This window comes from uncultured Eudoraea sp. (assembly GCF_947258925.1).
Lineage (GTDB): Bacteria > Bacteroidota > Bacteroidia > Flavobacteriales > Flavobacteriaceae > Eudoraea.
In genome coordinates this window covers 45,206-70,300 of sequence record NZ_CAMYKG010000006.1, presented here as the reverse complement: position 1 = coordinate 70,300, position 25,095 = coordinate 45,206, and the positions used below count along the sequence as shown (strand labels likewise).

Annotated in this window: 24 protein-coding genes and 1 pseudogene; 14 read left to right on the top strand and 11 right to left on the bottom strand. The window is 37.1% G+C overall.

What is annotated here, in order from left to right:
• Window positions 1-42 precede the first annotated feature (42 nt).
• The 4 genes from Q0X77_RS03525 (at window position 43) to Q0X77_RS03510 (ending at window position 4,418) form a co-directional block, all read left to right on the top strand.
• Window positions 43-1,392, top strand: coding sequence for a biotin/lipoyl-binding protein (locus Q0X77_RS03525; RefSeq protein ID WP_297793072.1), 1,350 nt, complete (start codon window positions 43-45; stop codon window positions 1,390-1,392).
• A 4-nt stretch (window positions 1,393-1,396) separates the two neighbouring features.
• A complete protein-coding gene (locus tag Q0X77_RS03520; RefSeq protein ID WP_297793069.1) occupies window positions 1,397-2,800 on the top strand; it encodes a TolC family protein in 1,404 nt (467 codons plus the stop codon).
• Between the two features lie 29 nt (window positions 2,801-2,829).
• The gene (locus Q0X77_RS03515) at window positions 2,830-3,705 is read left to right on the top strand and encodes a YitT family protein (protein ID WP_297793066.1); all 876 of its coding nucleotides are present in this window, start codon (window positions 2,830-2,832) and stop codon (window positions 3,703-3,705) included.
• 86 nt (window positions 3,706-3,791) lie between these two features.
• Window positions 3,792-4,418, top strand: a complete 627-nt coding sequence (locus Q0X77_RS03510; RefSeq protein WP_297793063.1) for a thioredoxin family protein — start codon at window positions 3,792-3,794, stop codon at window positions 4,416-4,418.
• Here Q0X77_RS03510 and Q0X77_RS03505 read toward each other — a convergent pair.
• From Q0X77_RS03505 to Q0X77_RS03485, 5 genes are read right to left on the bottom strand one after another with little or no spacing between them, the layout of a single operon-like run.
• Entirely contained in the window at window positions 4,401-5,126 is a 726-nt protein-coding gene (locus Q0X77_RS03505) for a hypothetical protein (protein WP_297793060.1), read from the bottom strand. The genes Q0X77_RS03510 and Q0X77_RS03505 overlap by 18 nt on opposite strands.
• A gap of 56 nt (window positions 5,127-5,182) precedes the next feature.
• Window positions 5,183-5,875, bottom strand: a complete 693-nt coding sequence (gene truB / locus Q0X77_RS03500; RefSeq protein ID WP_297793058.1) for a tRNA pseudouridine(55) synthase TruB — start codon at window positions 5,873-5,875, stop codon at window positions 5,183-5,185.
• A 36-nt stretch (window positions 5,876-5,911) separates the two neighbouring features.
• Window positions 5,912-6,706, bottom strand: coding sequence for an undecaprenyl-diphosphate phosphatase (locus Q0X77_RS03495; protein WP_297793055.1), 795 nt, complete (start codon window positions 6,704-6,706; stop codon window positions 5,912-5,914).
• The gene (locus Q0X77_RS03490; RefSeq protein ID WP_297793053.1) at window positions 6,707-6,979 is read right to left on the bottom strand and encodes a DUF3098 domain-containing protein; all 273 of its coding nucleotides are present in this window, start codon (window positions 6,977-6,979) and stop codon (window positions 6,707-6,709) included.
• Between the two features lie 9 nt (window positions 6,980-6,988).
• A complete protein-coding gene (locus Q0X77_RS03485; protein WP_297793050.1) occupies window positions 6,989-7,867 on the bottom strand; it encodes a permease-like cell division protein FtsX in 879 nt (292 codons plus the stop codon).
• Window positions 7,868-7,947: 80 nt separating this feature from the next.
• Between Q0X77_RS03485 and leuS the strand changes: the two genes are divergently transcribed.
• The 3 genes from leuS to Q0X77_RS03470 all read left to right on the top strand — a co-directional run bounded on the left by leuS (window position 7,948) and on the right by Q0X77_RS03470 (window position 13,020).
• On the top strand, window positions 7,948-10,782 hold the full coding sequence (gene leuS / locus Q0X77_RS03480) for a leucine--tRNA ligase (protein WP_297793047.1): 2,835 nt from the start codon (window positions 7,948-7,950) through the stop codon (window positions 10,780-10,782).
• A 341-nt stretch (window positions 10,783-11,123) separates the two neighbouring features.
• Complete coding sequence (ald, locus tag Q0X77_RS03475; RefSeq protein ID WP_297793045.1) at window positions 11,124-12,224, top strand: alanine dehydrogenase; 1,101 nt, start codon at window positions 11,124-11,126, stop codon at window positions 12,222-12,224.
• 91 nt (window positions 12,225-12,315) lie between these two features.
• Window positions 12,316-13,020: a zinc metallopeptidase gene (locus tag Q0X77_RS03470; protein WP_297793043.1), complete on the top strand. Its 705-nt coding sequence runs from the start codon at window positions 12,316-12,318 to the stop codon at window positions 13,018-13,020.
• Window positions 13,021-13,058: 38 nt separating this feature from the next.
• On the opposite strand, the gene Q0X77_RS03465 is transcribed toward Q0X77_RS03470, so the two are convergent.
• Together Q0X77_RS03465 and Q0X77_RS03460 are read right to left on the bottom strand one after the other, a co-directional pair.
• The gene (locus Q0X77_RS03465; RefSeq protein WP_297793040.1) at window positions 13,059-13,529 is read right to left on the bottom strand and encodes an Lrp/AsnC ligand binding domain-containing protein; all 471 of its coding nucleotides are present in this window, start codon (window positions 13,527-13,529) and stop codon (window positions 13,059-13,061) included.
• Window positions 13,530-13,578: 49 nt separating this feature from the next.
• On the bottom strand, window positions 13,579-14,952 hold the full coding sequence (locus Q0X77_RS03460; RefSeq protein ID WP_297793038.1) for a saccharopine dehydrogenase C-terminal domain-containing protein: 1,374 nt from the start codon (window positions 14,950-14,952) through the stop codon (window positions 13,579-13,581).
• Window positions 14,953-15,032: 80 nt separating this feature from the next.
• On the opposite strand from Q0X77_RS03460, the gene Q0X77_RS03455 reads away from it, so the two are divergent.
• On the top strand, window positions 15,033-15,419 hold the full coding sequence (locus Q0X77_RS03455; RefSeq protein ID WP_297793035.1) for a DUF423 domain-containing protein: 387 nt from the start codon (window positions 15,033-15,035) through the stop codon (window positions 15,417-15,419).
• A 105-nt stretch (window positions 15,420-15,524) separates the two neighbouring features.
• A pseudogene (locus Q0X77_RS03450) lies at window positions 15,525-16,192 on the top strand (phosphoenolpyruvate carboxykinase (ATP)); the annotation flags it as partial.
• A gap of 24 nt (window positions 16,193-16,216) precedes the next feature.
• On the opposite strand, the gene Q0X77_RS03445 reads toward Q0X77_RS03450, so the two are convergent.
• From Q0X77_RS03445 to Q0X77_RS03435, 3 genes are read right to left on the bottom strand one after another with little or no spacing between them, the layout of a single operon-like run.
• Window positions 16,217-16,963: a uroporphyrinogen-III synthase gene (locus Q0X77_RS03445; protein WP_297793032.1), complete on the bottom strand. Its 747-nt coding sequence runs from the start codon at window positions 16,961-16,963 to the stop codon at window positions 16,217-16,219.
• 5 nt (window positions 16,964-16,968) lie between these two features.
• Window positions 16,969-17,625 carry a DUF4271 domain-containing protein gene (locus Q0X77_RS03440; protein WP_297793029.1) on the bottom strand — a complete coding sequence of 219 codons (657 nt, stop codon included), beginning with the start codon at window positions 17,623-17,625 and terminating at the stop codon, window positions 16,969-16,971.
• Window positions 17,625-19,289: a glycosyltransferase family 39 protein gene (locus tag Q0X77_RS03435; RefSeq protein ID WP_297793026.1), complete on the bottom strand. Its 1,665-nt coding sequence runs from the start codon at window positions 19,287-19,289 to the stop codon at window positions 17,625-17,627. Before Q0X77_RS03435 ends, Q0X77_RS03440 begins: the two co-directional genes overlap by 1 nt.
• Window positions 19,290-19,422: 133 nt before the next feature.
• On the opposite strand from Q0X77_RS03435, the gene Q0X77_RS03430 reads away from it, so the two are divergent.
• Genes Q0X77_RS03430 through Q0X77_RS03420 form a run of 3 tightly spaced genes read left to right on the top strand, consistent with a single transcriptional unit; the run spans window position 19,423 to window position 21,866 of the window.
• A complete protein-coding gene (locus Q0X77_RS03430; RefSeq protein ID WP_297793024.1) occupies window positions 19,423-20,145 on the top strand; it encodes a polyprenol monophosphomannose synthase in 723 nt (240 codons plus the stop codon).
• Window positions 20,146-20,148: 3 nt separating this feature from the next.
• On the top strand, window positions 20,149-21,483 hold the full coding sequence (locus Q0X77_RS03425; protein ID WP_297793021.1) for a dihydroorotase: 1,335 nt from the start codon (window positions 20,149-20,151) through the stop codon (window positions 21,481-21,483).
• On the top strand, window positions 21,483-21,866 hold the full coding sequence (locus tag Q0X77_RS03420) for a DUF4296 domain-containing protein (protein WP_297793018.1): 384 nt from the start codon (window positions 21,483-21,485) through the stop codon (window positions 21,864-21,866). Before Q0X77_RS03425 ends, Q0X77_RS03420 begins: the two co-directional genes overlap by 1 nt.
• Here the strand turns inward: Q0X77_RS03420 and Q0X77_RS03415 are convergent.
• Window positions 21,845-22,864, bottom strand: a complete 1,020-nt coding sequence (locus Q0X77_RS03415; protein ID WP_297793016.1) for an NAD-dependent epimerase/dehydratase family protein — start codon at window positions 22,862-22,864, stop codon at window positions 21,845-21,847. The genes Q0X77_RS03420 and Q0X77_RS03415 overlap by 22 nt on opposite strands.
• 100 nt (window positions 22,865-22,964) lie before the next feature.
• On the opposite strand from Q0X77_RS03415, the gene tyrS reads away from it, so the two are divergent.
• The gene (gene tyrS, locus Q0X77_RS03410) at window positions 22,965-24,263 is read left to right on the top strand and encodes a tyrosine--tRNA ligase (protein ID WP_297793013.1); all 1,299 of its coding nucleotides are present in this window, start codon (window positions 22,965-22,967) and stop codon (window positions 24,261-24,263) included.
• Window positions 24,264-24,333: 70 nt separating this feature from the next.
• Window positions 24,334-25,083 carry a sterol desaturase family protein gene (locus tag Q0X77_RS03405; protein ID WP_297793010.1) on the top strand — a complete coding sequence of 250 codons (750 nt, stop codon included), beginning with the start codon at window positions 24,334-24,336 and terminating at the stop codon, window positions 25,081-25,083.
• Window positions 25,084-25,095: the final 12 nt, after the last annotated feature.

Genomic DNA, 25,095 nt, shown 5'->3' with positions numbered 1-25,095 from the left:
TACCATGGAAAATGGTAAAATAAAAAACCAAAGTTAGAAGACATGCTAAACATTTCACCTAATAAACTAAATCAGAAAGTAGATCTGAGTGTTTATACCACTTCCCAGAAAGTTTTTCATACGAAGTATTATAAACACTTTAATCGGTTCCTATTGATATTTGCAGGTATTGCGTTTATTGTACTTTTTCTACCCTGGACTCAGAATGTCTCAGGAAATGGGTATTTAACCACCTTAAGTCCAAGTCAAAGACCTCAGACCATACAATCGCCAATACCCGGTAGAATTGAAAAATGGTATGTGCAGGAAGGGGATTATGTAAAAAAAGGGGATACAATCCTTTTTATATCCGAGATAAAGAATGAGTATTTTGATCCCAATTTAGTAGAAAGAACTGGGGAGCAAATTAGGGCCAAATCAAGTGCTGTTACATCTTATGAAGGCAAGGTTAAAGCGCTTAATAATCAAATAGCGGCTTTGAGCAGAGAAAGGGAATTAAAACTACTCCAGGCTAAAAACAAACTTATTCAAGCTAACCTTAAAGTAGAAAGTGATAGTATCGACCTGGAAGCGGCTAAGACAAACATTACCATTGCACAAAGACAATACAATCGGGTACTTCAGCTTGAAAATGAGGGATTGAAGGCGGTGACAGATGTAGAAGAAAAGAAGTTAAAATTGCAAGAAACTCAGGCCAAACTTATCTCGCAGGAAAATAAACTTCTCGCCGCTTTAAACGAAGTCATCAATGCCGAAGTGGAAATAAATAGAGTACAGGCAGAATACGCCGATAAAATTTCAAAAGCACAAAGTGATATGTTCACCGCACAGTCTAATCAGTTCGATTCTGAGGCTCAGGTAACAAAACTGGAAAACGAGTTTACTAATTACTCTATGCGCAATGATATGTACTTTATAAAGGCTCCTCAAAACGGCTTTATAAATAAAGCGATCAAAGCGGGAGTTGGAGAGACCTTTAAGGAAGGAGAAGAGTTAGTTGGTATTATGCCCGCCGATTACGAATTGGCCGTAGAGACTTATGTAAAACCTATAGATCTGCCCTTAATGCATCTGGGTGAGGAGGTTAGAGTACAATTTGATGGTTGGCCGGCAATTGTATTTAGCGGGTGGCCAAATGTCTCTTATGGTACATATGGAGGGAAGGTAGTGGCCATTGAAACTTTTATAAGTGATAATGGGAAATATAGAATACTGTTAGCACCTGATCCCAATGACCATCCATGGCCAAAGGATCTTCGAGTTGGTTCTGGAGCCTATACTATAGCACTTTTAGAAGATGTGCCTATTTGGTTTGAATTGTGGCGACAGCTCAATGGTTTCCCTCCAAATTACTATCAACCGAATGGGGACATGTCTAAATCTGAGAAATAGTAATATGAAAAAGCACTGGTTTTTACTTATTCTTTTCGCTTCACTTTCATTAAACGCACAGGTGAACGACACCCTCGTTTTAAGCTTTTACGAGTTCTTAGGATATGTAAAAAAATATCATCCTATTGCTCGTCAGGCTGAACTACAAATCGATATTGGGCAAGCAAATCTTATGCGCTCAAGAGGAGGATTTGATCCAAAAATCGAAGTAGATTACGAAAGAAAACAGTTTAAGGGTGTTGAGTATTATGACCGTTTTAACGCTACCTTCAAAGTCCCTACATGGTACGGGATAGAATTAAAAGGTAACTTTCAGCAGGATCAAGGAGAGTTTCTAAATCCGGATGAATTATTGCCAGAGGACGGATTGTTTAGTGCGGGAATTTCTGTTTCTGTTCTTCAAGGAATATGGATCAATGAAAGAATGGCAACTTTAAAACGGGCCAAATTTTTTAAAGAGCAGACCCTGGCAGATAGAGATTTATTAATTAATGAGATTCTTTTTAAAGCGTCAGTAGCTTATTTTGATTGGTTACAGGCATATAGAAACAAAACGGTTTATGAAGATTTTGTTGATAACGCCCGTACTAGATTGGAAGGAATTAGGCGTAGTGCAGAAGCAGGTGATATTGCATCAATAGATGTTGTGGAAGCCAAAATAGCATTTCAGGATAGGCAACTTCGTCTCGAACAAGCCATGGTTGATCTTACCAATAAGACTTTGGAGCTTTCGAATTTTTTGTGGATAGAGAATAATATTCCAATAGAGTTGCAGCCGAATGTCATTCCAAATATCGATATTAATAGGGAGGTAGATATTACGCTGGAAATCATGGGAAAACCTTTGGATAGCTTTTCATTAGAAAATCACCCTAAGATTAAGTCTTTAGGCTTTAAATTGGCTGGGCTGGAGGTAGATAAGAGATTAAAAGCCAATAAACTACTGCCGAAAATTGATATTGAGTATAACTTCCTCACAGAAACCCCGGGAACTCTGAATTCTTATGATTCACAACAATATAAAGGAGGTATTAATTTCCTATTCCCATTGTTTTTAAGAAAAGAGAGAGGGGATTTAAAACTAGCAAAGTATAAACTAAACGATACTCAATTTGAATTAGACAATGCTGAAATCGAAATTCAAAATAAAGTTTTGGCAATCTATAATGCCTTGGATTCCTATCAGATACAGAATACACTTATAGAGGATATTGTTAGGGATTATAATAAACTATTAGCGGCAGAAGAAAGAAAATTCGATTTTGGAGAAAGTTCCTTGTTTTTGATAATTAGCAGGGAAAATAAACTAATTGATTCCGAACTTAAGCAAAATGAGGTACAAAACAAATTCCTTAGCACTAAAGCTAAGTTATTTAGAAGCCTGGCAATTAATCCGGAAAATCTTTAAGGGCAATTGACTTAAAATGCAGTAAAATAATGAACCGACTAAAGCTTATGCGAACCTTTCCCAAATTGTTTACCAAAGATATTTTTTTTATCTCCTTTGGCATCTTATCGGCTGCTTTTGGATTAGAAAGTTTTTTACTGCCAAATAGATTCATAGATGGGGGAGTCACCGGGATATCACTTTTAATTACTGAGACTACCACACTTCCTCTTTATTCTTTAATTCTTCTCGTTAATTTGCCTTTCCTGTTATTGGGATGGAAAGTTATAGGCAAGAATTTTGCTATTAAAACAACCATTGCCATCCTGGGACTTTCTCTTACGCTAGCTTTGATAGAGTTTCCGGAGGTAACAAAAGACAAGCTTTTAGTTTCCGTTTTTGGAGGCTTTTTCCTTGGAGCAGGAATTGGTCTTTCAATCCGGGGAGGTGGCGTTCTGGATGGAACGGAAATACTGGCACTTTATTTGAGTAGAAGAATGTCAGCTAAAATTGGAGACATAATTATCATAATTAATATAATCATTTTCCTTGCCGCTGCTTATATGTTATCAGTAGAATCTGCATTGTATTCAATGCTAACATATCTGGCCGCTTCTAAAACCTTAGATTTTGTTGTGGATGGGATAGAGGAATATACTGGAGTAACAATTATTTCTTCCGCAAGTGAAAGTATTCGGATGATGATTACTGACAAACTGGGAAGAGGACTTACGATTTTCGATGCCCGTGGCGGTTACAGTAAAGACGGAATTCATAATGACTATGAAGTGATCTATACGGTGATTACAAGATTGGAAATCAGTAAATTAAACAATGAACTGAAGAAGATAGACCCCAATGCTTTTGTTGTTATGAGTAGTATCAATGACACCAGGGGTGGTATGGTAAAAAAGCGAACTATTTAGCCGAAATCTCAGCCTTAAGCCTAACATGAAGTACATATTTGCAATTATAACTGTTAGGTTTTATAATTTCTTTCGACTTTTGCCCAATGACAAAGATAAAAGAAGATAGTCCCACGGAACAGATAATTACTTCTTCCTTAACAAGAGCCTTAAGTTATAAAGAGTACAGGACTTTGGTAGAGGAACTGGTAGTAAATGGTCAAACAACCGGCACTGAACAAAAAGAATCCCTAATAGAATATACGCGTTTAAATAGTAAGCGAATGAAGCGTTGGGATAAAACCATTAAACTTCCGGAATTGGCATACGAACTGATAAAGAAATTTGACAAATCCGTTCTTTGGATCGTATTGACCGAAAGTTGGTGTGGTGACGCGGCCCCTTCAATTCCCGTAATGAATAAGTTAGCAGAATTGACTCCTAACATTACATTAAAGTTGGTTTTAAGGGATAAAAACCCGGAATTAATGAATCTTTTTCTTACAAATGGCAGCATGTCAATTCCAAAATTAATTATGGTGGATCTGCAAAATAATCAGGTTCTTAACACATGGGGCCCAAGACCATCCAGGGCAACCAAATTGGTAGAATCCTATAAGGCCGAACACGGTGAACTTAGTCCGGAATTTAAACAAGATTTGCAGCTTTGGTACAACAAAGATAAGGGAGAGAATATCCTGCAGGACCTTTTAGGCTTACTTACTTTGAAATAGGTAAGTAATTGTCCCTTTCTGGCTGGTTCTGGATGCTGAACTGAACTTGGCCTTTAGTGCATAGGTAATGGCATTATCCACTAAGCATCCATTGGATGTATTAGAGCTTTTTTCATTAAAGCTCGCATTAATGACATTTCCCGTAGCATCGACTTCAATATTTATCACAATTTTACCCCCTTCAATGCAGGTGTATATTGGTGGTGGAAGGTGATAACTATTGCGATCAATTAAAGAAAATGAAATTGAAGTTTTCCTTTTTTCAAGATGATTGGTAAATTCTTTTTTCTTCGCCTCTACCTCTTGTAATTGCTGCTTTCTTTCTTCTCTTTTTTGGGCAAGGTCTTTTAAACTGGCCGCATACCCCGAGTCTGAATTCAAAAATTCTTTAAATTCATCTTCATTCATTGATGCTTCTTTTTCATTCAATAATTCTTCAAGCGTTTTTAGAGGTTCGGGTTCCTCCAGACTGGATTTAGCAGTTTCGTTAAAAGCCATATGACTTTTTATAGGATCTGCATTTGCGAGCTCTTCCTGCCTTTCCAGCTCTTCGATTATTTTTTCAATTTCCTCATCAGCTAAACTCAATTCAATGATATACTCCTCTTGTTCTTTTGTTCCCAGGTGAATATTAAATAGTAATAATATAACAATGGAAAGCGAGCAAAAGGTAATTATGAAAGAAAGCTGACTTCGATTCAGGTCCATAATTCTATAACCTAATTTTTAATAATATATTTTATAAACACCCATATTCAAATTCATTAAAGATTCATCAATTCTTTGAAATTTGCAGGTGTCACCGCATTATTTACGTTGTATTCCCCTATTTTGGTTCTTCTTAGGGATGATAAGTAGGCACCGGAATTCATGGCTTTACCAAAATCATGGGCCAGAGATCTTATATAGGTGCCTTTACTGCATTGTACCCTGAAGCGTATTTCCGGCATCTTAATTTCTAAAATCTCAAACTTCATAATTTCGATTACCCTTGATTTAATTTCCAGGTCCTTACCTTCCCGGGCATATTCATAAAAGCGTTTGCCGTCTTTTTTTAGAGCTGAAAAAACCGGTGGTATTTGTTCTATCTCACCCAGAAATAATTTTGCAGTCTCATAAATTAGTTTGCCGGTTATATGGTCTGTTGGATATAATTTATCCACTTCAGTTTCCATATCGTAAGAAGGAGTTGTGCCTCCCAAAGTTATGGTGCCTACATACTCTTTGGGCATACCCTGAAATTCATTAATGCGTTTTGTAAACTTTCCGGTACAAATAAGCAATAGTCCACTGGCAAGAGGATCTAAAGTCCCCGCATGACCCACCTTTATTTTCTTTAACTGAAAATTTTTTATGATTGCCCATTTTATGGCGTTTACAGCCTGAAAGGAAGTCCACTGTAATGGCTTGTCAATTAGAATGAGTTGTCCTTCTAAATAATCTTCCTTGGTTTTCAAATCAATAGTTTAAATAAAAAGATATATAAAATGGATTTAACCCCACAATCCAAACCCTATCGCTATACACCCAACAATAAAACAGTAAATGGCAAAGTAAGTCAGTTTACTTTTCTTCACAAGTTTAATCATCCATGTACAGGCGGCCAGGCCGGCAATGAAAGCAGCTATAAAACCGCAGCCCATGGCCAGTGTTTGCTCACTTTCAAATTGCAGCTCACCTCCTAAAATATCTTTGGCCATTTTACCCAGAATAAGGGGTACAACCATTAAAAATGAGAACCGTGCAGCTTTTGTCTTATCTACACCCAGCAAAACGGAAGTAGATATGGTAGCTCCACTCCTGGAAATGCCGGGTAATATTGCAATTGCCTGAGAAACACCAATTATAAAGGCATTTAAATAAGTGACCTCTTTTTGAGTATCCTTTGCTTTGTCCGCCAAATAAAGAAGCAGGGCAGTGATCATAAGCATGTATCCAACAAAAGCCACATTACCACCAAAAAACACTTCCAACTGCTCTTCGAACAAAAGTCCAATAGAAGCTGCAGGGATCATTGAGATGATTATTTTTAATGAAAATCGGGTTTCTTCGTTCCACTTAAATTGAAGCAATCCTCTCAGAATTCCCCAAACATCCTGCCTGAAGACCACAATAGTACTAAGGGCAGTTGCAAAATGTAGTACCACGGTAAATAACAGGCTTTCTTCCGGGATTGAGTTGTCGCCTAAAATGGCCTTACCCAATTCCAGATGACCGCTGGAAGATACAGGTAAAAATTCGGTTAATCCCTGAATTATTCCAAGGATAATTGCGTCTATGATTTCCAATTAATTGTTTTTCTTCTTGTGAGGATTTAATAAGATAGCGTAAACCTCAATTCCTAACCCAATCAGAACTAGAGTAGGTGCTAATCGAATTCTTCTGAAATTATATATATCAGGATTAAATACGTTGGGGTCATCGCTACCGCCTCCACTCATTAAAATAAAGCCAAGTGCCATGCAAGCAAGTCCAATAAACATAAATAGATAATTCCTTTTTTGGAATATAAATTCAGGTTTTGGCGATTGACCAGATTTATTTTTTGATTTTTGACTCATCCTACAAATTTAATAATATAAATCATCTGTTCTGAGATTAAGAAAACGTTGGGTAGCAAAATAAGTACTTATCAGTGAAATAAGGACGCCTGATACAAAAACTCCTGCAAACAGGATGCCCAGGATTACAAAGTCCTGAAGAAGACTAAGTTCGGGAAAGTTGCTATTTACATAGTAGAGTACTGCTCCCAAAGCTATAAGTGCCAATAGCGCACCAAGCATTCCCAATTTAATATTTGTCCAAATAAAGGGTCTTCTTATAAATCTTTTGGTAGCACCAACCATCTGCATCGTTTTAATTATAAAACGTTTAGAATATATGGATAGTCTAATAGAGCTATTAATTAACAATACGGCTATAACGGTAAATATTGCACTAGCTATTAATATCCAAAAAGAGATTCTTTTTACATTTTCAGTTAGCAATGCAATAAGGGGCTTATCATAGCTTACTTCTTCTACATAATCTTTTGTGGCCAAATCAGCCGCAATTTCTTCTACTTGTTTTGTAGTTACAAAGTCTGCTTTTAAGGATACATCTATTGAATTTTTAAGGGGATTATACCCAAGAAAGTCCAGGAAGTTTTCGCCGATTTCTGCACTATGCTGTTCTGCCGCATCTTCTTTGGAAACATATGTTGCAGACTTGGTATAGTCTGCCAGAATAAGGCTTTTCTGTAATTGATCTACTTCAACCTCCTTAGCATTGTCTTTTAGGAATACAGAGATTTTAATTTGTTCCTTAAAATGATCCGCTAATTTTTTGGTGTTTAGTACTAAAAGTCCCAAAACACCCAATAAAAAGAGTACAAGACCAATGCTCAAAACCACTGAAAAGTAGGAAGAGATCAATTTACGTTTTTGATAGCTTTCAAAAGATTTGCTCATAGCGGCATAAGAATACGTAAAAATAGGAAAGTAAATTGAATAAACTTATTTTTGCCCGGTATCGGTTATAAATAAAAATTATGAACTATAATTTTAGGGCGATTGAGGCTAAATGGAGAAATTATTGGGCCCAGAAAAGTACATTTAAGGCGGATAATGACTCCGCAAAGGAAAAGTATTATGTACTGGCCATGTTTCCATACCCTTCGGGAGCCGGTCTCCACGTTGGCCATCCTCTGGGTTATATTGCCAGTGATATTTATGCCCGCTATAAAAGACTTAAAGGATTTAATGTTTTGCAACCAATGGGCTATGACTCATTTGGCCTTCCGGCAGAACAATATGCCATACAAACCGGGCAACACCCTTCTGTTACAACAGAGGCTAATATTGCAAGGTATAGAGATCAATTTGACCAATTAGGCTTCTCCTATGACTGGAGTAGGGAAGTACGTACTTCTGATCCTAAATATTATAAATGGACCCAATGGATCTTTATTCAACTTTTTAATTCATGGTATAACAAAGACAAGGATAGAGCTGAAGAAATAGAGGAATTGATTAGAATTTTTGAAGAAGAAGGGAATTCTAATATCAACGCTGCTTGTGATGAAGATGTACCTGTTTTTAGTGCCACGGAATGGAATGAATTAAATTCAAAAAAGCAGGAGGAGATATTGTTAAAGTACAGATTGACCTATTTGGCAGATACTGAGGTTAATTGGTGTCCTGAATTAGGTACAGTTTTGGCCAATGACGAAGTTATAAATGGAGTTTCTGAACGAGGGGGATATCCTGTGGTTCGTAAAAAAATGACGCAGTGGAATATGCGGATTACAGCATATGCACAGCGTCTGCTCGATGACCTTAAAGAGATAGATTGGCCCCAGTCTTTGAAGGATGCCCAGACTAATTGGATTGGCAGATCTGTTGGGGCTTCAGTAACCTTTAATACCAAACCATCAGGAAACAGTAAAACCTCATACCCAATTGAGGTATTCACCACACGGCCGGATACTATATTCGGGGTTAGCTTTATGACACTGGCTCCTGAGCACGAATTGGTTTCCAAAATAACCACGGATGCCCAAAAAGAAGAAGTAGAGACCTATATTCATAGCACTTCTCAGCGTTCTGAACGCGATAGGCTGGCAGATGTAAAAACTATCACAGGTGCCTTCACAGGGGCGTATGTGGAACATCCTTTTACAAAGGAATCAATACCAATCTGGATAGGAGATTATGTTTTAGCCGGTTATGGGACAGGGGCCGTAATGTCTGTGCCCAGTGGCGACCAGCGCGATTATGATTTTGCAAAACATTTTAAGATACCTATACCTAATATTTTTGAAGGAATAGACATTTCAAAAGAAGCTTTTGCAGATAAGGAATTGACCATAATTGCTAATTCTGAGTTTTTGAACGGATTAAATTATAAGGATGCTACAAAAAGAGTTATCTCCGAGCTGGAGAAAATAGGTCAGGGAATAGGGAAAGTAAACTACAGGCTGAGAGATGCTGTTTTTAGTCGCCAGCGCTATTGGGGAGAGCCTTTTCCGGTATACTATGTTGATGGAATGCCGAGAATGATCCAGGAAGCATTCCTTCCCCTGAAGTTGCCGGAAGTAGATAAGTATTTACCTACTGATACCGGGGAACCCCCATTGGGTAATGCTACTAAATGGGCTTGGGATTCAGAACATTCTAAGGTAGTAGATAACAATTTGATTGATCATGTCAAGGTTTTCCCTTTGGAACTCAATACAATGCCAGGTTGGGCAGGGAGTTCTCAATATTTTAATCGATATATGGATCCGGAAAACGATAAGGCTATCTTCTCTCAGGAGGCCATTAAATACTGGCAACAGGTAGATTTGTATATTGGGGGTGTTGAACACGCGACCGGACATTTATTGTATTCCCGTTTTTGGCAGAAGTTTATGTTTGATAAGGGGCTGGTTCCTCATAAGGAGTACGCCAGGAAATTAATAAATCAGGGAATGATCTTAGGCACAAGTGCCTTTGTTTACCGTGAGGAAGGTACAAACCGATTACTTTCCAGGGGGTTAATAAAGGGAATTAATGTTACTCCCTTACATGCCGATGTCTCATTGGTTAATTCTTCAGATGAATTAAATATTGAGGCTTTTAAAGAATGGAGACCAGAATTTAAAGAGGCTGAATTTATCCTGGAAAATGGAAAATACTTAGTAGGACGTGAGGTTGAGAAAATGTCCAAATCCAAATACAATGTTGTGAATCCGGATGCAATATGTGAGGAATATGGTGCAGATTCGCTGAGAATGTACGAAATGTTTCTCGGACCATTAGAGCAGTCAAAACCTTGGAATACAGCAGGGATATCCGGAGTATATGCTTTTTTAAAGAAGCTGTGGCGACTTTATCATTCAGGACCGGAAGGAGAGTTTAAGGTTTCTGAAGAACCGGCTTCGAAAGCAGCGTTGAAATCGCTTCACAAAACGATTAAAAAGGTTGAAGAGGATATAGAAAGTTTCTCATTTAATACTTCCGTGGCAACTTTTATGATCTGCGTTAATGAACTCCTGTCCCAAAAATGTACCAGCAGATCAATTTTAGAGCCTCTTGCTATTATAATTTCACCATACGCCCCTCATATTGCTGAGGAACTTTGGGAAAAGTTAGGGCATACTCAATCAATTTCAACAGCAATATTTCCAATATTTGAAGCAGATCATCTTGTAGAAAGCAGCAAGGAATATCCGGTTTCATTTAATGGAAAAATGCGATTTACCATTGAACTTCCTTTAGATATGGGGAAAGAAGAAATAGAGTCTGCTGTAATGTCCCACGAAAAAACTAAGGCGCAGCTACAGGGCCGAATACCTAAAAAGGTGATAGTGGTGCCGGGTAAAATAGTAAACATAGTGGGCTGATCTCTATCCAGGAAACATTTCTGATAAAAACTTATAGCACTGCTGATGCAATATTGCTTTATAGCACCAGGTAATTAAAAGGATTTTGGAATTCTGATGTAAATTAATTATTGAAGTGGTATGGTATATCACATCAATTAACAATATTTGATTACACCCCCCCTTTATCAAATCAATAAGGATAAATAAATATACAATTTTACAGTTATACCCTAAAAAAAGAGGGGTTAAAAAATAAAAAAGATGCTTTTTGACGGTTAACACCCTTAATTTTGTCGATTTTATTTCATTATTTGTATTTATTGTTACATTTTTGATAAAAATCAAAAAATAATTATAAAATGATTATAGGTATACCGAAGGAAATAAAGAACAACGAAAGCAGAGTTGGAATGACACCGGCAGGTGTATTTGAACTTATCAGGCAAAAACACACCGTTTGTATTCAGTCAGGAGCAGGAGAAGGAAGTGGTTTCTTTGATGAAGATTATAAAAAAGTTGGTGCACTTATATTGGATACCATAGAGCAGGTTTATGAAATGTCGGAGATGATAGTTAAGGTAAAAGAGCCTATAGAAAAGGAATATAATTTAATACGAAAAGGACAGCTAATATTTACATATTTTCATTTTGCCTCCAGTGAGACGTTAACTAAGGCAATGATTGCACGAAAGGCAGTTTGCATTGCCTATGAAACTGTCGAGGATGAGGATGGAACCCTTCCTTTATTAACCCCAATGTCTGAAGTAGCAGGTAGAATGGCCATACAACAAGGAGCAAAATATCTTGAAAAGCCGGTCAGGGGCAGGGGAGTTTTGTTGGGAGGTGTTCCCGGGGTTCCGCCTGGGAGAGTTCTAGTGCTGGGCGCCGGAGTAGTTGGTACTCAGGCTGCAAAAATGGCAGCCGGTCTTGGCGCACATGTTACCATACTGGATGTTAATATGAAGAGGTTACGATATATTAATGATGTAATGCCCAGCCATGTGGTAACCGAATTCTCCAGTGAGTACAATATTAGAAAACATATCAAGACTCATGATCTTATAATAGGAGGGGTATTATTAAAAGGCTCAAAGGCTCCCAAACTGATAACAAGGGATATGTTACAGGATATGCGAAAAGGAACCGTTATAGTTGATGTGGCCGTAGATCAGGGAGGTTGTGTTGAGACCACAAGGCCAACGACACATGAAGATCCCATATATATTATAAATGATGTAGTACATTATTCAGTAGCTAATATGCCGGGAGCAGTACCCTATACTTCTACAATTGCCCTTACCAATGTAACATTACCATATGTCCTCAAACTGGCAAATTTAGGTTGGGAAATGGCCTGTGAAGTTGATGCTTCTTTACATAAAGGATTGAATATTGTACACGGAGAAGTAGTTTACAAAGAGATACTGGAAGCTTTTAACTGGGAGGAGTTAATGGTGTAAATGTACATTTTGTCAGTAGAAAAGACCCGGTTCTATGTTGGCCGGGTTTTTGTTGTTTAATACGTGATTTTAATTTGAAAATAACGAAATTATGATGATCTATTATATATTACTAGGTGCTATTGCACTGGCTAGTTGGTTGGTGAGTAGCAAGCTGAAAAATAAATTTAAATACTATTCTAAAGTTCATTTGCGTAACGGAATGAGCGGTGCGGAAATAGCGGAGCAAATGTTAACTGATCACGGGATACGGGATGTTAAGGTAGTATCAACTCCCGGCATGCTCACAGATCATTACAATCCTAAAACGAAGACGGTAAATCTGAGTGAAGGGGTATATAATCAGCGGAACGCAGCCGCAGCTGCTGTTGCGGCTCATGAGTGTGGTCATGCTGTTCAACATGCTCAGGCCTATGAATGGCTTTCAATTCGTTCTAAATTAGTGCCAGTGGTAAGTGTTACTTCCGGGATGTCTACCTGGGTTGTTTTTGGAGGTCTTATCTTGGCGGCTTCGTCTGAAGGTGCCGGGGGTCAATTAGGCTTTTATGTTGCCGTAGCAGGCCTTATAATGATGGGGTTTGCAACGCTATTTAGTTTTATTACCCTCCCGGTTGAATACGATGCCAGTAATAGGGCTCTGGCGTGGTTAAAAAGGAAGAACATTGTTTCACAGGAAGAATACAAAGGCTCTGAAGATTCCTTAAAATGGGCGGCAAGAACCTACGTAGTTGCGGCAATTGGTTCCTTAGCATCATTGGTTTATTGGGGATTTCAAGTCTTTGGCGGAAGAGATTAATGCCGGATCCAATAAACGTATATTTAAAGTACTAAATACTAAATAGAAATTTGTCGGTTGATCTGCTGTTCCAAGGAAATGAATGTTTCTGTTCTGGAAACGCCTTCAATCTGTTGAATTTTATTATTCAGCAGATACATAAGATGTTCATTGTCTTTACATAGAACTTTGATAAGAATAGACCAGTTACCTGTGGTGTAATGACACTCCAGAACTTCCGGTATCTTTTCAAGTTGTTTTACGGCGATTGGATTGCTCATGGCCTTATCCAGAAAAATACCAATATAGGCCATCGTAGTATAGCCTAAAATTTTAGGATTAACAATGAATTTAGATCCGGCAATAAGCCCGGATTTTTCCAGCTTTCGAAGTCGTTGATGTATGGCAGCACCGGAAATCCCTATATTTCTCGCGATTTCCAATATTGGTTTTCGGGCATCTTGCATAAGAAACCTTAGGATTTTCTTATCAATCCCATCAATTTTTAAATTTTCATTAGCGGTTTTCATGCTTAGGCTTTCAATTTAGACCTAAAGATACCAAAATTAGTTTCATAAATTAACCTGCTACTGAATCAGGGTTATAACCTAAGTAGGGTACGGCATATTCCTTAAATTCTATGCCGTAGGTTTCCAGTTCCTTTAAAATAGGTTCGTAAATTTCCCTCAATATTGGAATTTGTACCCCAGGAGTGGTAATTTTTTTATTTAGTATCAGTAAGGTGGCAATAGCGACAGGTAAACCCACAGTTTTAGCCATTGCAGTATGGGTGTGGTTTTCACCAATTACAACCATATTCGCATCAATCTGTTGTTTTTTGCCATTCAGTTCATATCCAAATTTGTGGTACATAACAATCATATCCTTGTCGTCATAAGCCATCGCCCAGCTGTCTTCCAATATTTTCTGTAGCATTTGGGCAGGAGTAGCATTTTTTATAGGAATTGTCTTTTTTGAATCAAACAAATTCAGTTCCAACAATTTACCCCACATGATATCGTCCTGATCTATTTTGAGGTAATGACGGAGTTTAAGTTCAACAGAATCGGTTGGTGAATAGGGGAGAAACAGGTTGGTGAATTCTCTATAGGACATGCCTTCAGAATTTTCAACGGTATAACTATCATCAGTCATTCCTAATTGAACAAACATATTCCAGGCTTTTGAAAATCCAATACGCCTCATAGTTCCGCGGTAAAGGGTGAGGGCGTCATTGAGGCCATAGGCCTCCCTGTAATTCAAAGAATCTCTGTTTGCATAAGCTTCGAATGCTCCATACCCCTCTATATTCATGAATTCTGTTCTTCTGAAAAGTTTATGGTAGGGGATATATTTATAAGTGCCTTCCTGTATAAATTTAGCTGCCCCTCCTTGTCCGGCCAAAACAACATTTCTTGGATTCCAGGTAAATTTGTAATTCCAGAGGTTATTATCACTTTCAGGGGCGACCAAACCGCCGGTAAAAGACTCAAATAGTAACATTTTACCACCTTCGTCCCTTATGCTATTTATAAATTTCATTGCACTCATGTGATCAATACCCGGATCTAACCCAATTTCATTCATAAAAACTAGTCCGTTTTTTTTGGCTTCAACATCCAAAACTTTAATTTCTTTGCTTAGGTAGGATGCGGTAACTAAATGTTTCTTAAAACGTATACAGTCTTCGGCCACTTTTATATGAAACCGCGCAGGGAGCATTGAAATTACGATATCCGAGTTTTGTATGACCCCTTCTCTTTCAACATCATTTAGAATATCCAACTGTAAGACCTCACATGAGGGATGGTTCCTTATTTCAGAGGGAACCAGGTTAGGATTCAAATCTCCAATAGTTAATAATAGTTTTTCTGAAGAAGCTTTTTTAAGGAAATAATCCAATAAATAGGAGGTGGATTTGCCTGCTCCTATTACTAATATTTTTCGTGACATAAATTCATATACTTTAGTAAGTATTGCGGGGACTAAGGTATCAAATTGTTACATTTGTCAAAAATATGGTCATTTAAGTTATGAACAAAACAATTTTCTGTACCGGTATTTTCTTTGGGGCCCTTTCGGTAGTTCTGGGAGCATTTGGGGCACACGGCCTGAAGAATGTGATGTCACTTTCTGAATTAGACACTTTCAATACAGGGGTAACTTATCAAATGTATCATGCCTTATTACTACTTGTCCTTGGCAGTGTCCAAGGTATTCCTGAAAAAGCAAAGAAACAGGTATATTACTTAATTGTTTCTGGAATTATTTTTTTCTCATTTTCCATTTATTTGCTAGCAACTAATAGTTTAACGGGGTTTAATTTTAAAACCATAGGATTTATTACTCCAATTGGAGGGGTTCTCATGATTTTGGGTTGGTTGCTTTTAGGGTACCAGGCTTATAGACGACTAAAATAATCAACGAGCATGCTTTTGAATGCGATAAGAATAATAGCATAATAGATATCGTAAATGGGAGTAAGTAATAAGGTGATGAAATCAATTTCATTGGAATAGTACGGCCTGGGAACCAATAACGTTTTTTACCAATTACCCCTGCTCAACTCCATAAAAATACCCTGGAAAACGGAATGGGTAAAGAGGCATCGACCGGCGCATTGGCAGTTAACACGGGGGAATTTACGGGTCGTTCCCCCATGGACCGCTTTATTGTAAGAGATGATATTACCGAGGATAAAGTATGGTGGTGGGAAATAAATATTCCTTTTGAACCCACAAAATTTGATTCATTATAGAATAAGGTTACCACTTATTTAAAAGATAAAAACCTATTCGTAAGGGATTGTTATGCCTGTGCGGATAGTAATTACCTGTTGAACATAAGGGCTATTAATGAATATCCCTGGTCCAATTTGTTTGTATACAATATGTTTTTAAGACCTCAGGAAAAAGACTTGGAGACTTTTGTTCCGGAATGGACAGTGATTAATGCACCGGGATTTTTAGCAAATGCTGCAATAAATGGAACAAGACAGCATAATTTTGCGATACTCAATTTTACCCGTAAAATTACTTTGCTAGGAGGCACTGGCTATACAGGGAAGATCAAAAAAGGAATTTTTTCCGCATTAAACTTCATATTGCCATTATACAAGAATACCCTGCCTATGCACTGTTCAGCGAATGTCGGTGAGAATGGAGATACAGCATTATTCTTTGGGCTTTCCGGTGATAGACCTTTATAAAGCTGAAATCTATTTTTTATTGACACTGGTAATGTACTTCTGTAAAGCCATTGTCATAGATGGCGTTTCCGGTGTTGGAGCTTTAATATCTATGCGCAAGCTGGCGTTAGTTGCCGCTAATACAGTTGAATTTCCAAACACCGCAATTCTGGTATCATTTTGTTCAAAGTCGGGAAAATTTTTAAGTAATGATTCTATGCCAGACGGACTAAAAAACACAAGTACATCGTAATAAACATTTCTAAGGTCTGACAGGTCACTGATAACAGTTTTATAGAAAATTCCTCGGTCCCAGTTAATGGCAAGTTCATTTAAGGCCTCGGGGATAGTTGGTTTTAAAGCATCCGATGAGGGAAGTAAAAATGATTCGTCTTTATATTTTTTGATCAGTGGAAGTAAATCACTAAAATTCCTCTTGCCTACATAAATCTTCCGTTTTCTGTAAACTACATATTTCTGGAGATAGAAGGCAACTGCCTCTGATTGACAAAAGTATTTCATGCTATCCGGAACCTTAAAACGCATTTCTTCGGCTATTCTGAAGAAGTGGTCAACTGAATTACGGCTTGTAAGAATAATTGCGGAATAATCTTTAAGATCTATCTTTTGCTGCCTTATGTTTTTGGCTTCTACTCCTTCTACATGAATGAAAGGCCTGAAATCTACCTTTACCTTTTCTTTTTCAATTAACCTTAGGTATGGAGAATTTTCCATTTTTGGTTCTGGCTGTGACACCAAAATAGTTTTTACCTTCATTTACCTTAGTTTTTTAAAAAATTAAAAATGATCACAAAGGGTGCAATTTCGAGAGCGCAAAGGTACAAAATAAAATAGAAAAAGTAGGCCGAGATTAACTTTTGATAGTTTTTAATGATAGTTATCCATCCAATAACGTTTACCAAAACTATTAGAAAAATACTGGTAAACACAACTATCTTGGAATCTTTAAACACATAAGTAAGGATAATATTGGCTGCTAACATGATGATACTACTGTAGTTAAGATAAGTCAGTTTCTTAAAAATGAATTCGGATATTATCTTAGTGTTATTAAAGACAAAGCCATTGCCAAACTGAAGAAGAATTTTAACAATTAAAAACAATAAAAGAAAACCCAGGATTATTAAAAATACTATAGGATACTGGCTACTTTCTGAATTGGATAATATGTTAGCGGCCAAATAAATGAAAAGTGCAAAATTCAAAAGCTGGAAGATGGTAAAAAAGACATGAAACCAATTTAAGAGTTTATCCTTTTTATTATACATGAAAATATATTTGTTGTTAAATGGCAGGATAATAAAATTTAAGAACCTGTTATAAAATAAATTTTTGGCAATTACAACAAACAAGATGCTGGAAAAGATAATTGCTGTTATCCAATCTATATTGTTGACAACTCTTTGAACCGGTTCCATTATGGTAATTTAGTATTTTTCCCATTTATACCCCAGTAAAGCCCATTTTCAGAAATACTTATCTTAAAATAGAAAGCATCACTTATGTCAGGTTTGGGCATAAGTAATCTGAAGTGCGTGGTATCTTTCGATTTCAGCAAATGAATTTCTTCATTAATAGGTTGGGCCTGAATCTTTTTGACTTCCCTGAAATTTTTGTATTTGTTTAGAAATATTACCCCAAACTCAAGTTTGGATAATTCAATGTCCCTCTGGTATGGATTGTAGACTTTAAACGATAAGTATTTGTCGTCTATTAATTTAACAGGCGATTCAATACTTGTTCTCAGCTTCCTGAAAGATTCGAAATTCTCAATAAAAACACCATTATGCAATTCTCCTTTTGCATTCTTATAGGAGATGTCGCCTTTATCCAGAAATTTGGAAACATAAAGTATAGTTTTACCTTGTACAAGATTTTCGGACTCGTCTATTGAGTACTGGTTTGGCCTATATCGGATGTTATTTAAAGAGTACGTGGTATTACCAGAATAGAAAGTATACATGGGGGCTTTGGTATAAGAATTTTCGAAGACTACGGGCATGGTCCCGACTTGAGAACTTATTTTACTTACCCAGTCTTTATTACCATGTGTTTCATAAACTATAGGAAAAAGAGGGGCGTAGACCAGGCCTATTCTCAGGAACAACAAAATAACAATATTGGCTGTTCCGAAGATAAATATCCATTTTCTTGTGACCTTATCGCGGAGTAATTGATTGTAAACAACTACAATCATTGGAATACTGATAACAATTAGCCATTGGGTCTGTATTCGTCTGTTAAAACTGGAGATAAAAAAGAATATGATAAAACCATAAATCAAAAATAGAAGAGCATCGTTAAATTTATCAGATCTTTTAGTTTTAAAAAGGGCTCTGTAGATCCAGGGAAATGTTAATCCGAAAAGAGCGATCAGATTGATGAAAAAGCCAAGGGTAAAATCACCGAATTCATAGGCCCTGTTCGGTCTTTCAAACAAATGATATTTTATAGAAACAAAATCATTGTTTATCAACCAAACAAAATGCGGGATATAAAATACTAATGCTATTATTACGGAGAGCCAGGCATATCTGTTAATTACAAGCCGCAGATTAGATAGCAGCACAAAGAAAATAACCAAAACAGCATGATACTTACTATACATTAGGGCTGCCATAACAAGCCCCAAAATAATGGCCAATACGAAGGAAGGGCTCTTTAAAAACTTATTATAAACCAGTAAGAATAAGGCAGTGAAGAAAAGCAAAGGTGTATCCGGCAATGTTAGGAAGCCATAGGCATGCATTAGGGTCATGGAGAAAGCCAACACAAAATAATGGATTATATATTTTTCCTTTTTAGGATTATCTATCAGAAACCATAGGATGACATAAATACCTGCAGATAGGATACAACTCACAAAGCGTACCCCCATTTCTCCGTTGAAAAATAAACTACCAGACTTTATTAGTAAGGCCACCATAGGCGGGTGATCGAAGTAGCCCCAGGCCATTTTTTGAGCATAATACCAATAATAGGCTTCATCAAAAATCAGCTCTGTAAAATAACCTTGAAATAGATTAATTATTAAAATTGATGCTAGTAAATAAAGGAATAGTCTTGGTAGATAAAGTTTCATTCCGGTTGTCGATTCGATTCAAAATTACAAATTATACAACTAATAATTTCCTTTAGAGAAACGATAAAAATACTTTGGTATTTTCTGGCGGAGCTTTTAAAGTAGTATTTTTGTCCAAATTACCAAAAGTCCTATGGCAGACAGCTTAGTAATTATACCGACGTACAAAGAGATTGAAAATATTGAAGCTATTATTGAAGCAGTGTTCGGACTTAAAAAAGAATTTGACATCCTTGTTGTAGACGATAATTCTCCTGACGGTACTGCCGCTAAGGTTGTTGAATTACAGAGTAAATATCCCAATGAATTATTTCTCAATGTGAGAAAGGAAAAATCCGGATTAGGCACCGCCTATATCGATGGGTTTAAATGGGCTTTAGAAAGAAAATATGAATATATTTTCGAGATGGATGCCGATTTTTCACACAGACCATCAGATTTGCAACGACTGTATAGAGCCTGCCTTAATGGGGCTGATGTAGCAATTGGATCACGCTATAAGAAAGGCGTAAATGTTGTTAATTGGCCACTTTACAGAATTTTATTATCCTACGGAGCTTCTTTTTATGTAAAACTAATTACTGGTATGCGGGTTCATGACCCAACGGCTGGTTTTGTGTGCTATAAAAGGGAAGTTTTGGAGGCAATAGATCTGGATTCCATTAAATTTATTGGATATGCTTTTCAGATAGAAATGAAATTTAGGGCTTACCTTAAAAAGTTTAAAATTCAAGAAGTCTCCATAATTTTTACCGATAGGGAAAAAGGTAAATCCAAGATGAGTTCTTCCATTATCTGGGAGGCAGTTTTTGGAGTAATCAGCATGAAATTGAGAAGTATATTTTTAAAGCGCTAAATCATGAAAAACACCTTGATCAAAAACGCTGTGATAATAAATGAAGGGGCCAGGTTTGAGTCGGATATTTTAATTCAAAATGAGATTATCTCAAAAATTGGGACAAATCTTTCTTCAAAGACAGCAAAAGTCCTGGATGCAAACGGAAATCTGGTAATACCCGGGGTTATTGATGATCAGGTGCATTTTAGGGAGCCGGGACTTACGCATAAAGGGGATATTGCCTCTGAAAGCCGGGCAGCGATCGCCGGTGGAATAACTTCCTTTATGGAGCAGCCCAATACAATACCCCAAACAACAACATTGGAGGAGTTGGAGAAAAAATTTGAACGAGCTTCCAATACTTCCTATGCCAACTATTCTTTTTTATTTGGAGGCACAAATGATAACCTTGAGGAAATAAAGAGACTGGATAAGTTTGCTTGTTCGGGGATTAAACTTTTTTTAGGTTCTTCCACCGGAAATATGCTGGTAGATGATGAAGAAGTTTTGGAAAGAATATTCAGGAATACAGAGATGGTAATTTCAGCACATTGTGAAGATGAAAATACTATAAGAGCAAATACTGAGAAATACCGCGATTTATATGGAGATAAAATTCCTGTTGAATTTCACCCTGTCATCCGCAGTGAACAGGCCTGTTATCTTTCTTCCTCGCGGGCTATTGCCCTTGCCAGGAAAACCGGTGCCAGATTACACGTCTTTCATGTTTCTACAGGTAAAGAGACCCACCTCTTCAGAAATGATATTCCGCTAGAACAAAAAAAAATTACGGCTGAAGTGTGTATTCATCACCTATGGTTTTCGGATGAAGATTATGCGAATAAGGGAATGTTTATAAAATGGAATCCTGCAATTAAGACTTCTGAAGACAGAGATCAATTATGGCAAGCTCTTTTGGATGACAGGATCGATGTTATAGCTACGGACCATGCACCACATACCTTGGAGGAGAAGAACAACCCATATATGAAAGCACCTTCGGGCGGGCCGTTGGTTCAGCACGGTTTAAGCGCTATGATGGAAAAGACTCTTGATGGTAAAATTACCGTTGAGAAAGTGGTTGAAAAAATGTGCCATAATCCGGCTAAATTGTTTCAAATTAAAAAACGTGGTTACATTAAAGAAGGTTATTATGCCGATTTGGCCATAATAGATATGGAATCTCCATGGACTGTAAGTAAAAATAATATAGTTTATAAATGTGGATGGTCACCTTTTGAAGGAACTGGGTTTAGAACAAAAGTCACTCAAACTTTTATAAATGGTCATTTAGCCTATGACCAGGGACAATTTTCCAATATAAGAAATGCTAAAAGACTTACTTTTGATAGATAATGATGCGTAAATTACTAATCATATTACCATTCGTTGCCCTTTTGTCATGCGGGGAAGAGGTTATAGAAAAACCCAACAGCCTTATTGCCAAAGAGAAAATGGTTGACATTCTCTATGATATGGCAATTATTAATGCGGCCAAGACAACCGGACCCCATGTAATGGAAAACAGGGGATTTAATCCAATGGAATTTATTTATGACAAATATGATATTGACAGTATGCAATTTGTTTCCAGTGATCTATATTACGCATCGCAACCTTTGGAATATGAAGAAATTTATAGAAAGCTGGAAGATAGGATTAAAAAGGAGAAAGATCGTTTTGACAAAATGAAAGAGCAAGAAAAGGATAGTCTTGGTCAGGATAAAGTTGTGGAATGAGTTTCAAGATATTTTTTACAGGAATGATTCACGCAGGATTGTATTGATTCATATTCCATCTTGAATGTTCCATTTACCTTTGAATTATCATAATTTTGTGGGTTACGTAAAGCTTCTAGCCCATTTTTAGTCAATTTTCTTTTTTTGTTGGTAATTAAACATATTGCCCAGTCCATTCTCCGGAAAATTTCTAATTGCCAGAATTTTAGACCAATTTTAGGAGCAGGTTTGTTAAATCCCTGTGAAATTTTCTCCAAAATACTTCGATAAGACAGGTTTTCAGCTACAGCAATGAACCGTTCATTCTCAATAGGCGAATTCATAAGTTGAACCATTATTTTAATGACGTCGCCAACAGAAATAAATCCTGTTCCACCGGGGAAATAATAACGCATTCCCTTTGCTGAAGTTTTAAAAAGCAGTCCACTCCCATTTTCCCAATATCCCGGGCCCAGGATGATCCCGGGGTTAACTATAACTACCGGAACACCCTCTTGAGCTCCCCGCCAGACCTCAATTTCCGCAAAGTGCTTGGAATATGCATATACATTAGCATTGGTGTCATTCCATTCTTTTTCCTCGGTCACGGGATTACCCGTTGTGGACTTCCCTATTGCAGCTATGGAACTTACGTAGCACAATTTTTTAATCTTCTTGTCGATACATAGATTTACAATATTCTCGGTTCCGACTTTGTTTATCTTATGCAATGAATCAAAATCATGGGGATCAAACGAAATGAGTGCAGCACTATGATATACCATTGTAACGCCTTTGAATGCCAATTCTAGGGCTGGGATATTGTTAAGATCAGCTTCTACCCATTGAATTTTGCTAAACAGGGCAAGAGAATCTTCCCGGTAGTATGAAAAGACTTCCTTAACTTTTTGCAAATCACTGTTTTTTCTGTGAATGGCCCGAACGGATGCTCCACTTGCAAGTAAATGCAATAGTAAATGGGACCCCACCAGCCCAGTTCCTCCTGTGACTAAAATCATGGGCCTAATTTACTCATTTCGATTGGATATATTTGTTTAAAGGGATAAGCTGCTTGCTATTTCTATTATATTTGCAGCAACTATTTTAATAGATCACAAGATGAATTTTAACTTTGTTTCTGAACTAAAATGGAGAGGGATGTTGCACGATGTAATGCCCGGGACTGAAGAACATTTATTAACCGGGATGCAATCGGCATATGTAGGAATCGATCCAACTGCCAACTCGCTCCATATTGGTCATTTGGTAAGTGTAATGATGCTAAGACATTTTCAATTGGCAGGTCATAAGCCATATGCTCTTATTGGGGGTGCAACGGGTATGATTGGAGATCCTTCGGGGAAATCAAAGGAGAGAAATTTATTGGATGAAACCACGCTAAGACTTAATCAGGAGGCGATCAGAGAGCAGTTATCGCGTTTTCTGGACTTTGAAAGTGACAGCGAAAATTCGGCAGTATTGGTGAATAACTATGACTGGATGAAAGGGTTTACGTTTCTTGATTTTATTCGGGATGTTGGCAAACATATTACGGTGAACTATATGATGGCCAAAGAATCGGTAAAGAAAAGATTGTCGCCTGATGAAAAGGAAGGAATGTCCTTTACCGAATTTACCTACCAGCTGGTTCAGGGATATGACTTTTTACATCTCTTTCAAAAGTATAATTGCACGCTTCAAATGGGTGGGAGTGATCAGTGGGGAAATATTACAACGGGCACCGAACTCATCCGCAGAATTGGTGGAGGTAAAGGATATGCGCTGACCTGTCCCCTTATTACAAAAGCAGATGGAACTAAATTTGGCAAAACAGAAGGGGGGAATATATGGCTGGATGCCCACAGGACATCACCATATAAATTTTACCAATATTGGTTAAATACGTCTGATGAAGATGCTGAAAAATATATTAAAATCTTTACTTTCTTATCTCAGGAGGAGATTGAAAATTTGATTATTGAACACGCCGAAGCACCTCATTTAAGGGTAGTACAAAAACGCCTTGCAAAGGAAATTTCTATTATGGTTCATTCCAAAGAGGAATATGAAAATGCTGTAAGAGCAAGCTCAATTCTTTTCGGTAAATCTACCTCAACAGACCTTAAACTCCTGGATGAAACAACTTTTTTAGATGTTTTTGATGGAGTACCACAAACTCAAATTTCCAAGGCTGAAATGGAAAACGGATTAGATATGGTGGCGGCATTAGCTGCCAAAACCGGATTTTTAAGTTCAAATGGAGAAGCCAGGAGGGAGCTAAAGCAAAATGCTATATCAGTAAATAAGGAAAAGGTTAAAGAAGACTATTTGATAACCGAAGATGATTTGATTAATAAAAAGTATGTTTTACTTCAAAGGGGAAAAAAGAATTACTTTATCCTCGTGGTTACGGCATAAATTGTCAATAAAGGAAATTGATAAAGCTATTCGAATAATTCAACAAGCAGATTTTATTTTCGCAACATAAATGGAGAAAATTGATTTTTTAGATTTTAAAGCGGTATTGGTTCTAACTGTACTTTTGTTTGTGATCATATTTATTCGTTTTTTAATTGTTTCGGGATTATACCATTACATATTTTTCTTTTTATTTAGGAAGAAATTCGATAATCGAATATTAGATCATACCCCTCTTAAGAAAAAACAGTTATTTAAAGAATTGTATTGGTCAGCAATCAGCGGATTGATTTTCGCAATCTTTGGAATCTTTATTTATGCACTTTGGTCAAATGGCAAAACGGTTATATACGATGATATCAATGCCTATCCAATTTGGTATATACCCCTTAGTGTTTTCTTAGCGCTGTTTATTCAGGACACTTATTATTATTGGATACATCGTTGGATGCATATCCCAATCGTTTATAAGTATTTTCATAGAATTCATCACAAAAGTGTACACACTTCGGTACTGACCGCTTTTTCTTTTCACCCCCTGGAGACCGTTCTGCAGGCAATTATTCTTCCTTTAATAGTGGTGTTTTTACCAATGCACTATTACGCACTGTTATTCATGCTTTTAATCATGACTATTTCCGCGACTATTAATCATGCCGGTGTAGAAATATACCCCTCCGGTAAATATGGAAGTAGTTTTGGGAAATGGGTTATAGGGGCAACTCATCATGATCAGCACCATAGAAAGTTCAGGTGTAATTTTGGATTGTACTTTACCTTTTGGGATAAATTGATGGGGACAGAAAGTCCCAATAAATAAGATGGGAATTCA

Coding starts and splice junctions, on each gene's coding strand:
- Q0X77_RS03525 (WP_297793072.1), top strand. CDS start 43: ATGCTAAACATTTCACCTAATAAACTAAATCAGAAAGTAGATCTGAGT.
- Q0X77_RS03520 (WP_297793069.1), top strand. CDS start 1,397: ATGAAAAAGCACTGGTTTTTACTTATTCTTTTCGCTTCACTTTCATTA.
- Q0X77_RS03515 (WP_297793066.1), top strand. CDS start 2,830: ATGAACCGACTAAAGCTTATGCGAACCTTTCCCAAATTGTTTACCAAA.
- Q0X77_RS03510 (WP_297793063.1), top strand. CDS start 3,792: ATGACAAAGATAAAAGAAGATAGTCCCACGGAACAGATAATTACTTCT.
- Q0X77_RS03505 (WP_297793060.1), bottom strand. CDS start 5,126: ATGGACCTGAATCGAAGTCAGCTTTCTTTCATAATTACCTTTTGCTCG.
- Q0X77_RS03490 (WP_297793053.1), bottom strand. CDS start 6,979: ATGAGTCAAAAATCAAAAAATAAATCTGGTCAATCGCCAAAACCTGAA.
- Q0X77_RS03485 (WP_297793050.1), bottom strand. CDS start 7,867: ATGAGCAAATCTTTTGAAAGCTATCAAAAACGTAAATTGATCTCTTCC.
- leuS (WP_297793047.1), top strand. CDS start 7,948: ATGAACTATAATTTTAGGGCGATTGAGGCTAAATGGAGAAATTATTGG.
- ald (WP_297793045.1), top strand. CDS start 11,124: ATGATTATAGGTATACCGAAGGAAATAAAGAACAACGAAAGCAGAGTT.
- Q0X77_RS03470 (WP_297793043.1), top strand. CDS start 12,316: ATGATGATCTATTATATATTACTAGGTGCTATTGCACTGGCTAGTTGG.
- Q0X77_RS03465 (WP_297793040.1), bottom strand. CDS start 13,529: ATGAAAACCGCTAATGAAAATTTAAAAATTGATGGGATTGATAAGAAA.
- Q0X77_RS03460 (WP_297793038.1), bottom strand. CDS start 14,952: ATGTCACGAAAAATATTAGTAATAGGAGCAGGCAAATCCACCTCCTAT.
- Q0X77_RS03455 (WP_297793035.1), top strand. CDS start 15,033: ATGAACAAAACAATTTTCTGTACCGGTATTTTCTTTGGGGCCCTTTCG.
- Q0X77_RS03445 (WP_297793032.1), bottom strand. CDS start 16,963: ATGAAGGTAAAAACTATTTTGGTGTCACAGCCAGAACCAAAAATGGAA.
- Q0X77_RS03440 (WP_297793029.1), bottom strand. CDS start 17,625: ATGGAACCGGTTCAAAGAGTTGTCAACAATATAGATTGGATAACAGCA.
- Q0X77_RS03435 (WP_297793026.1), bottom strand. CDS start 19,289: ATGAAACTTTATCTACCAAGACTATTCCTTTATTTACTAGCATCAATT.
- Q0X77_RS03430 (WP_297793024.1), top strand. CDS start 19,423: ATGGCAGACAGCTTAGTAATTATACCGACGTACAAAGAGATTGAAAAT.
- Q0X77_RS03425 (WP_297793021.1), top strand. CDS start 20,149: ATGAAAAACACCTTGATCAAAAACGCTGTGATAATAAATGAAGGGGCC.
- Q0X77_RS03420 (WP_297793018.1), top strand. CDS start 21,483: ATGATGCGTAAATTACTAATCATATTACCATTCGTTGCCCTTTTGTCA.
- Q0X77_RS03415 (WP_297793016.1), bottom strand. CDS start 22,864: ATGATTTTAGTCACAGGAGGAACTGGGCTGGTGGGGTCCCATTTACTA.
- tyrS (WP_297793013.1), top strand. CDS start 22,965: ATGAATTTTAACTTTGTTTCTGAACTAAAATGGAGAGGGATGTTGCAC.
- Q0X77_RS03405 (WP_297793010.1), top strand. CDS start 24,334: ATGGAGAAAATTGATTTTTTAGATTTTAAAGCGGTATTGGTTCTAACT.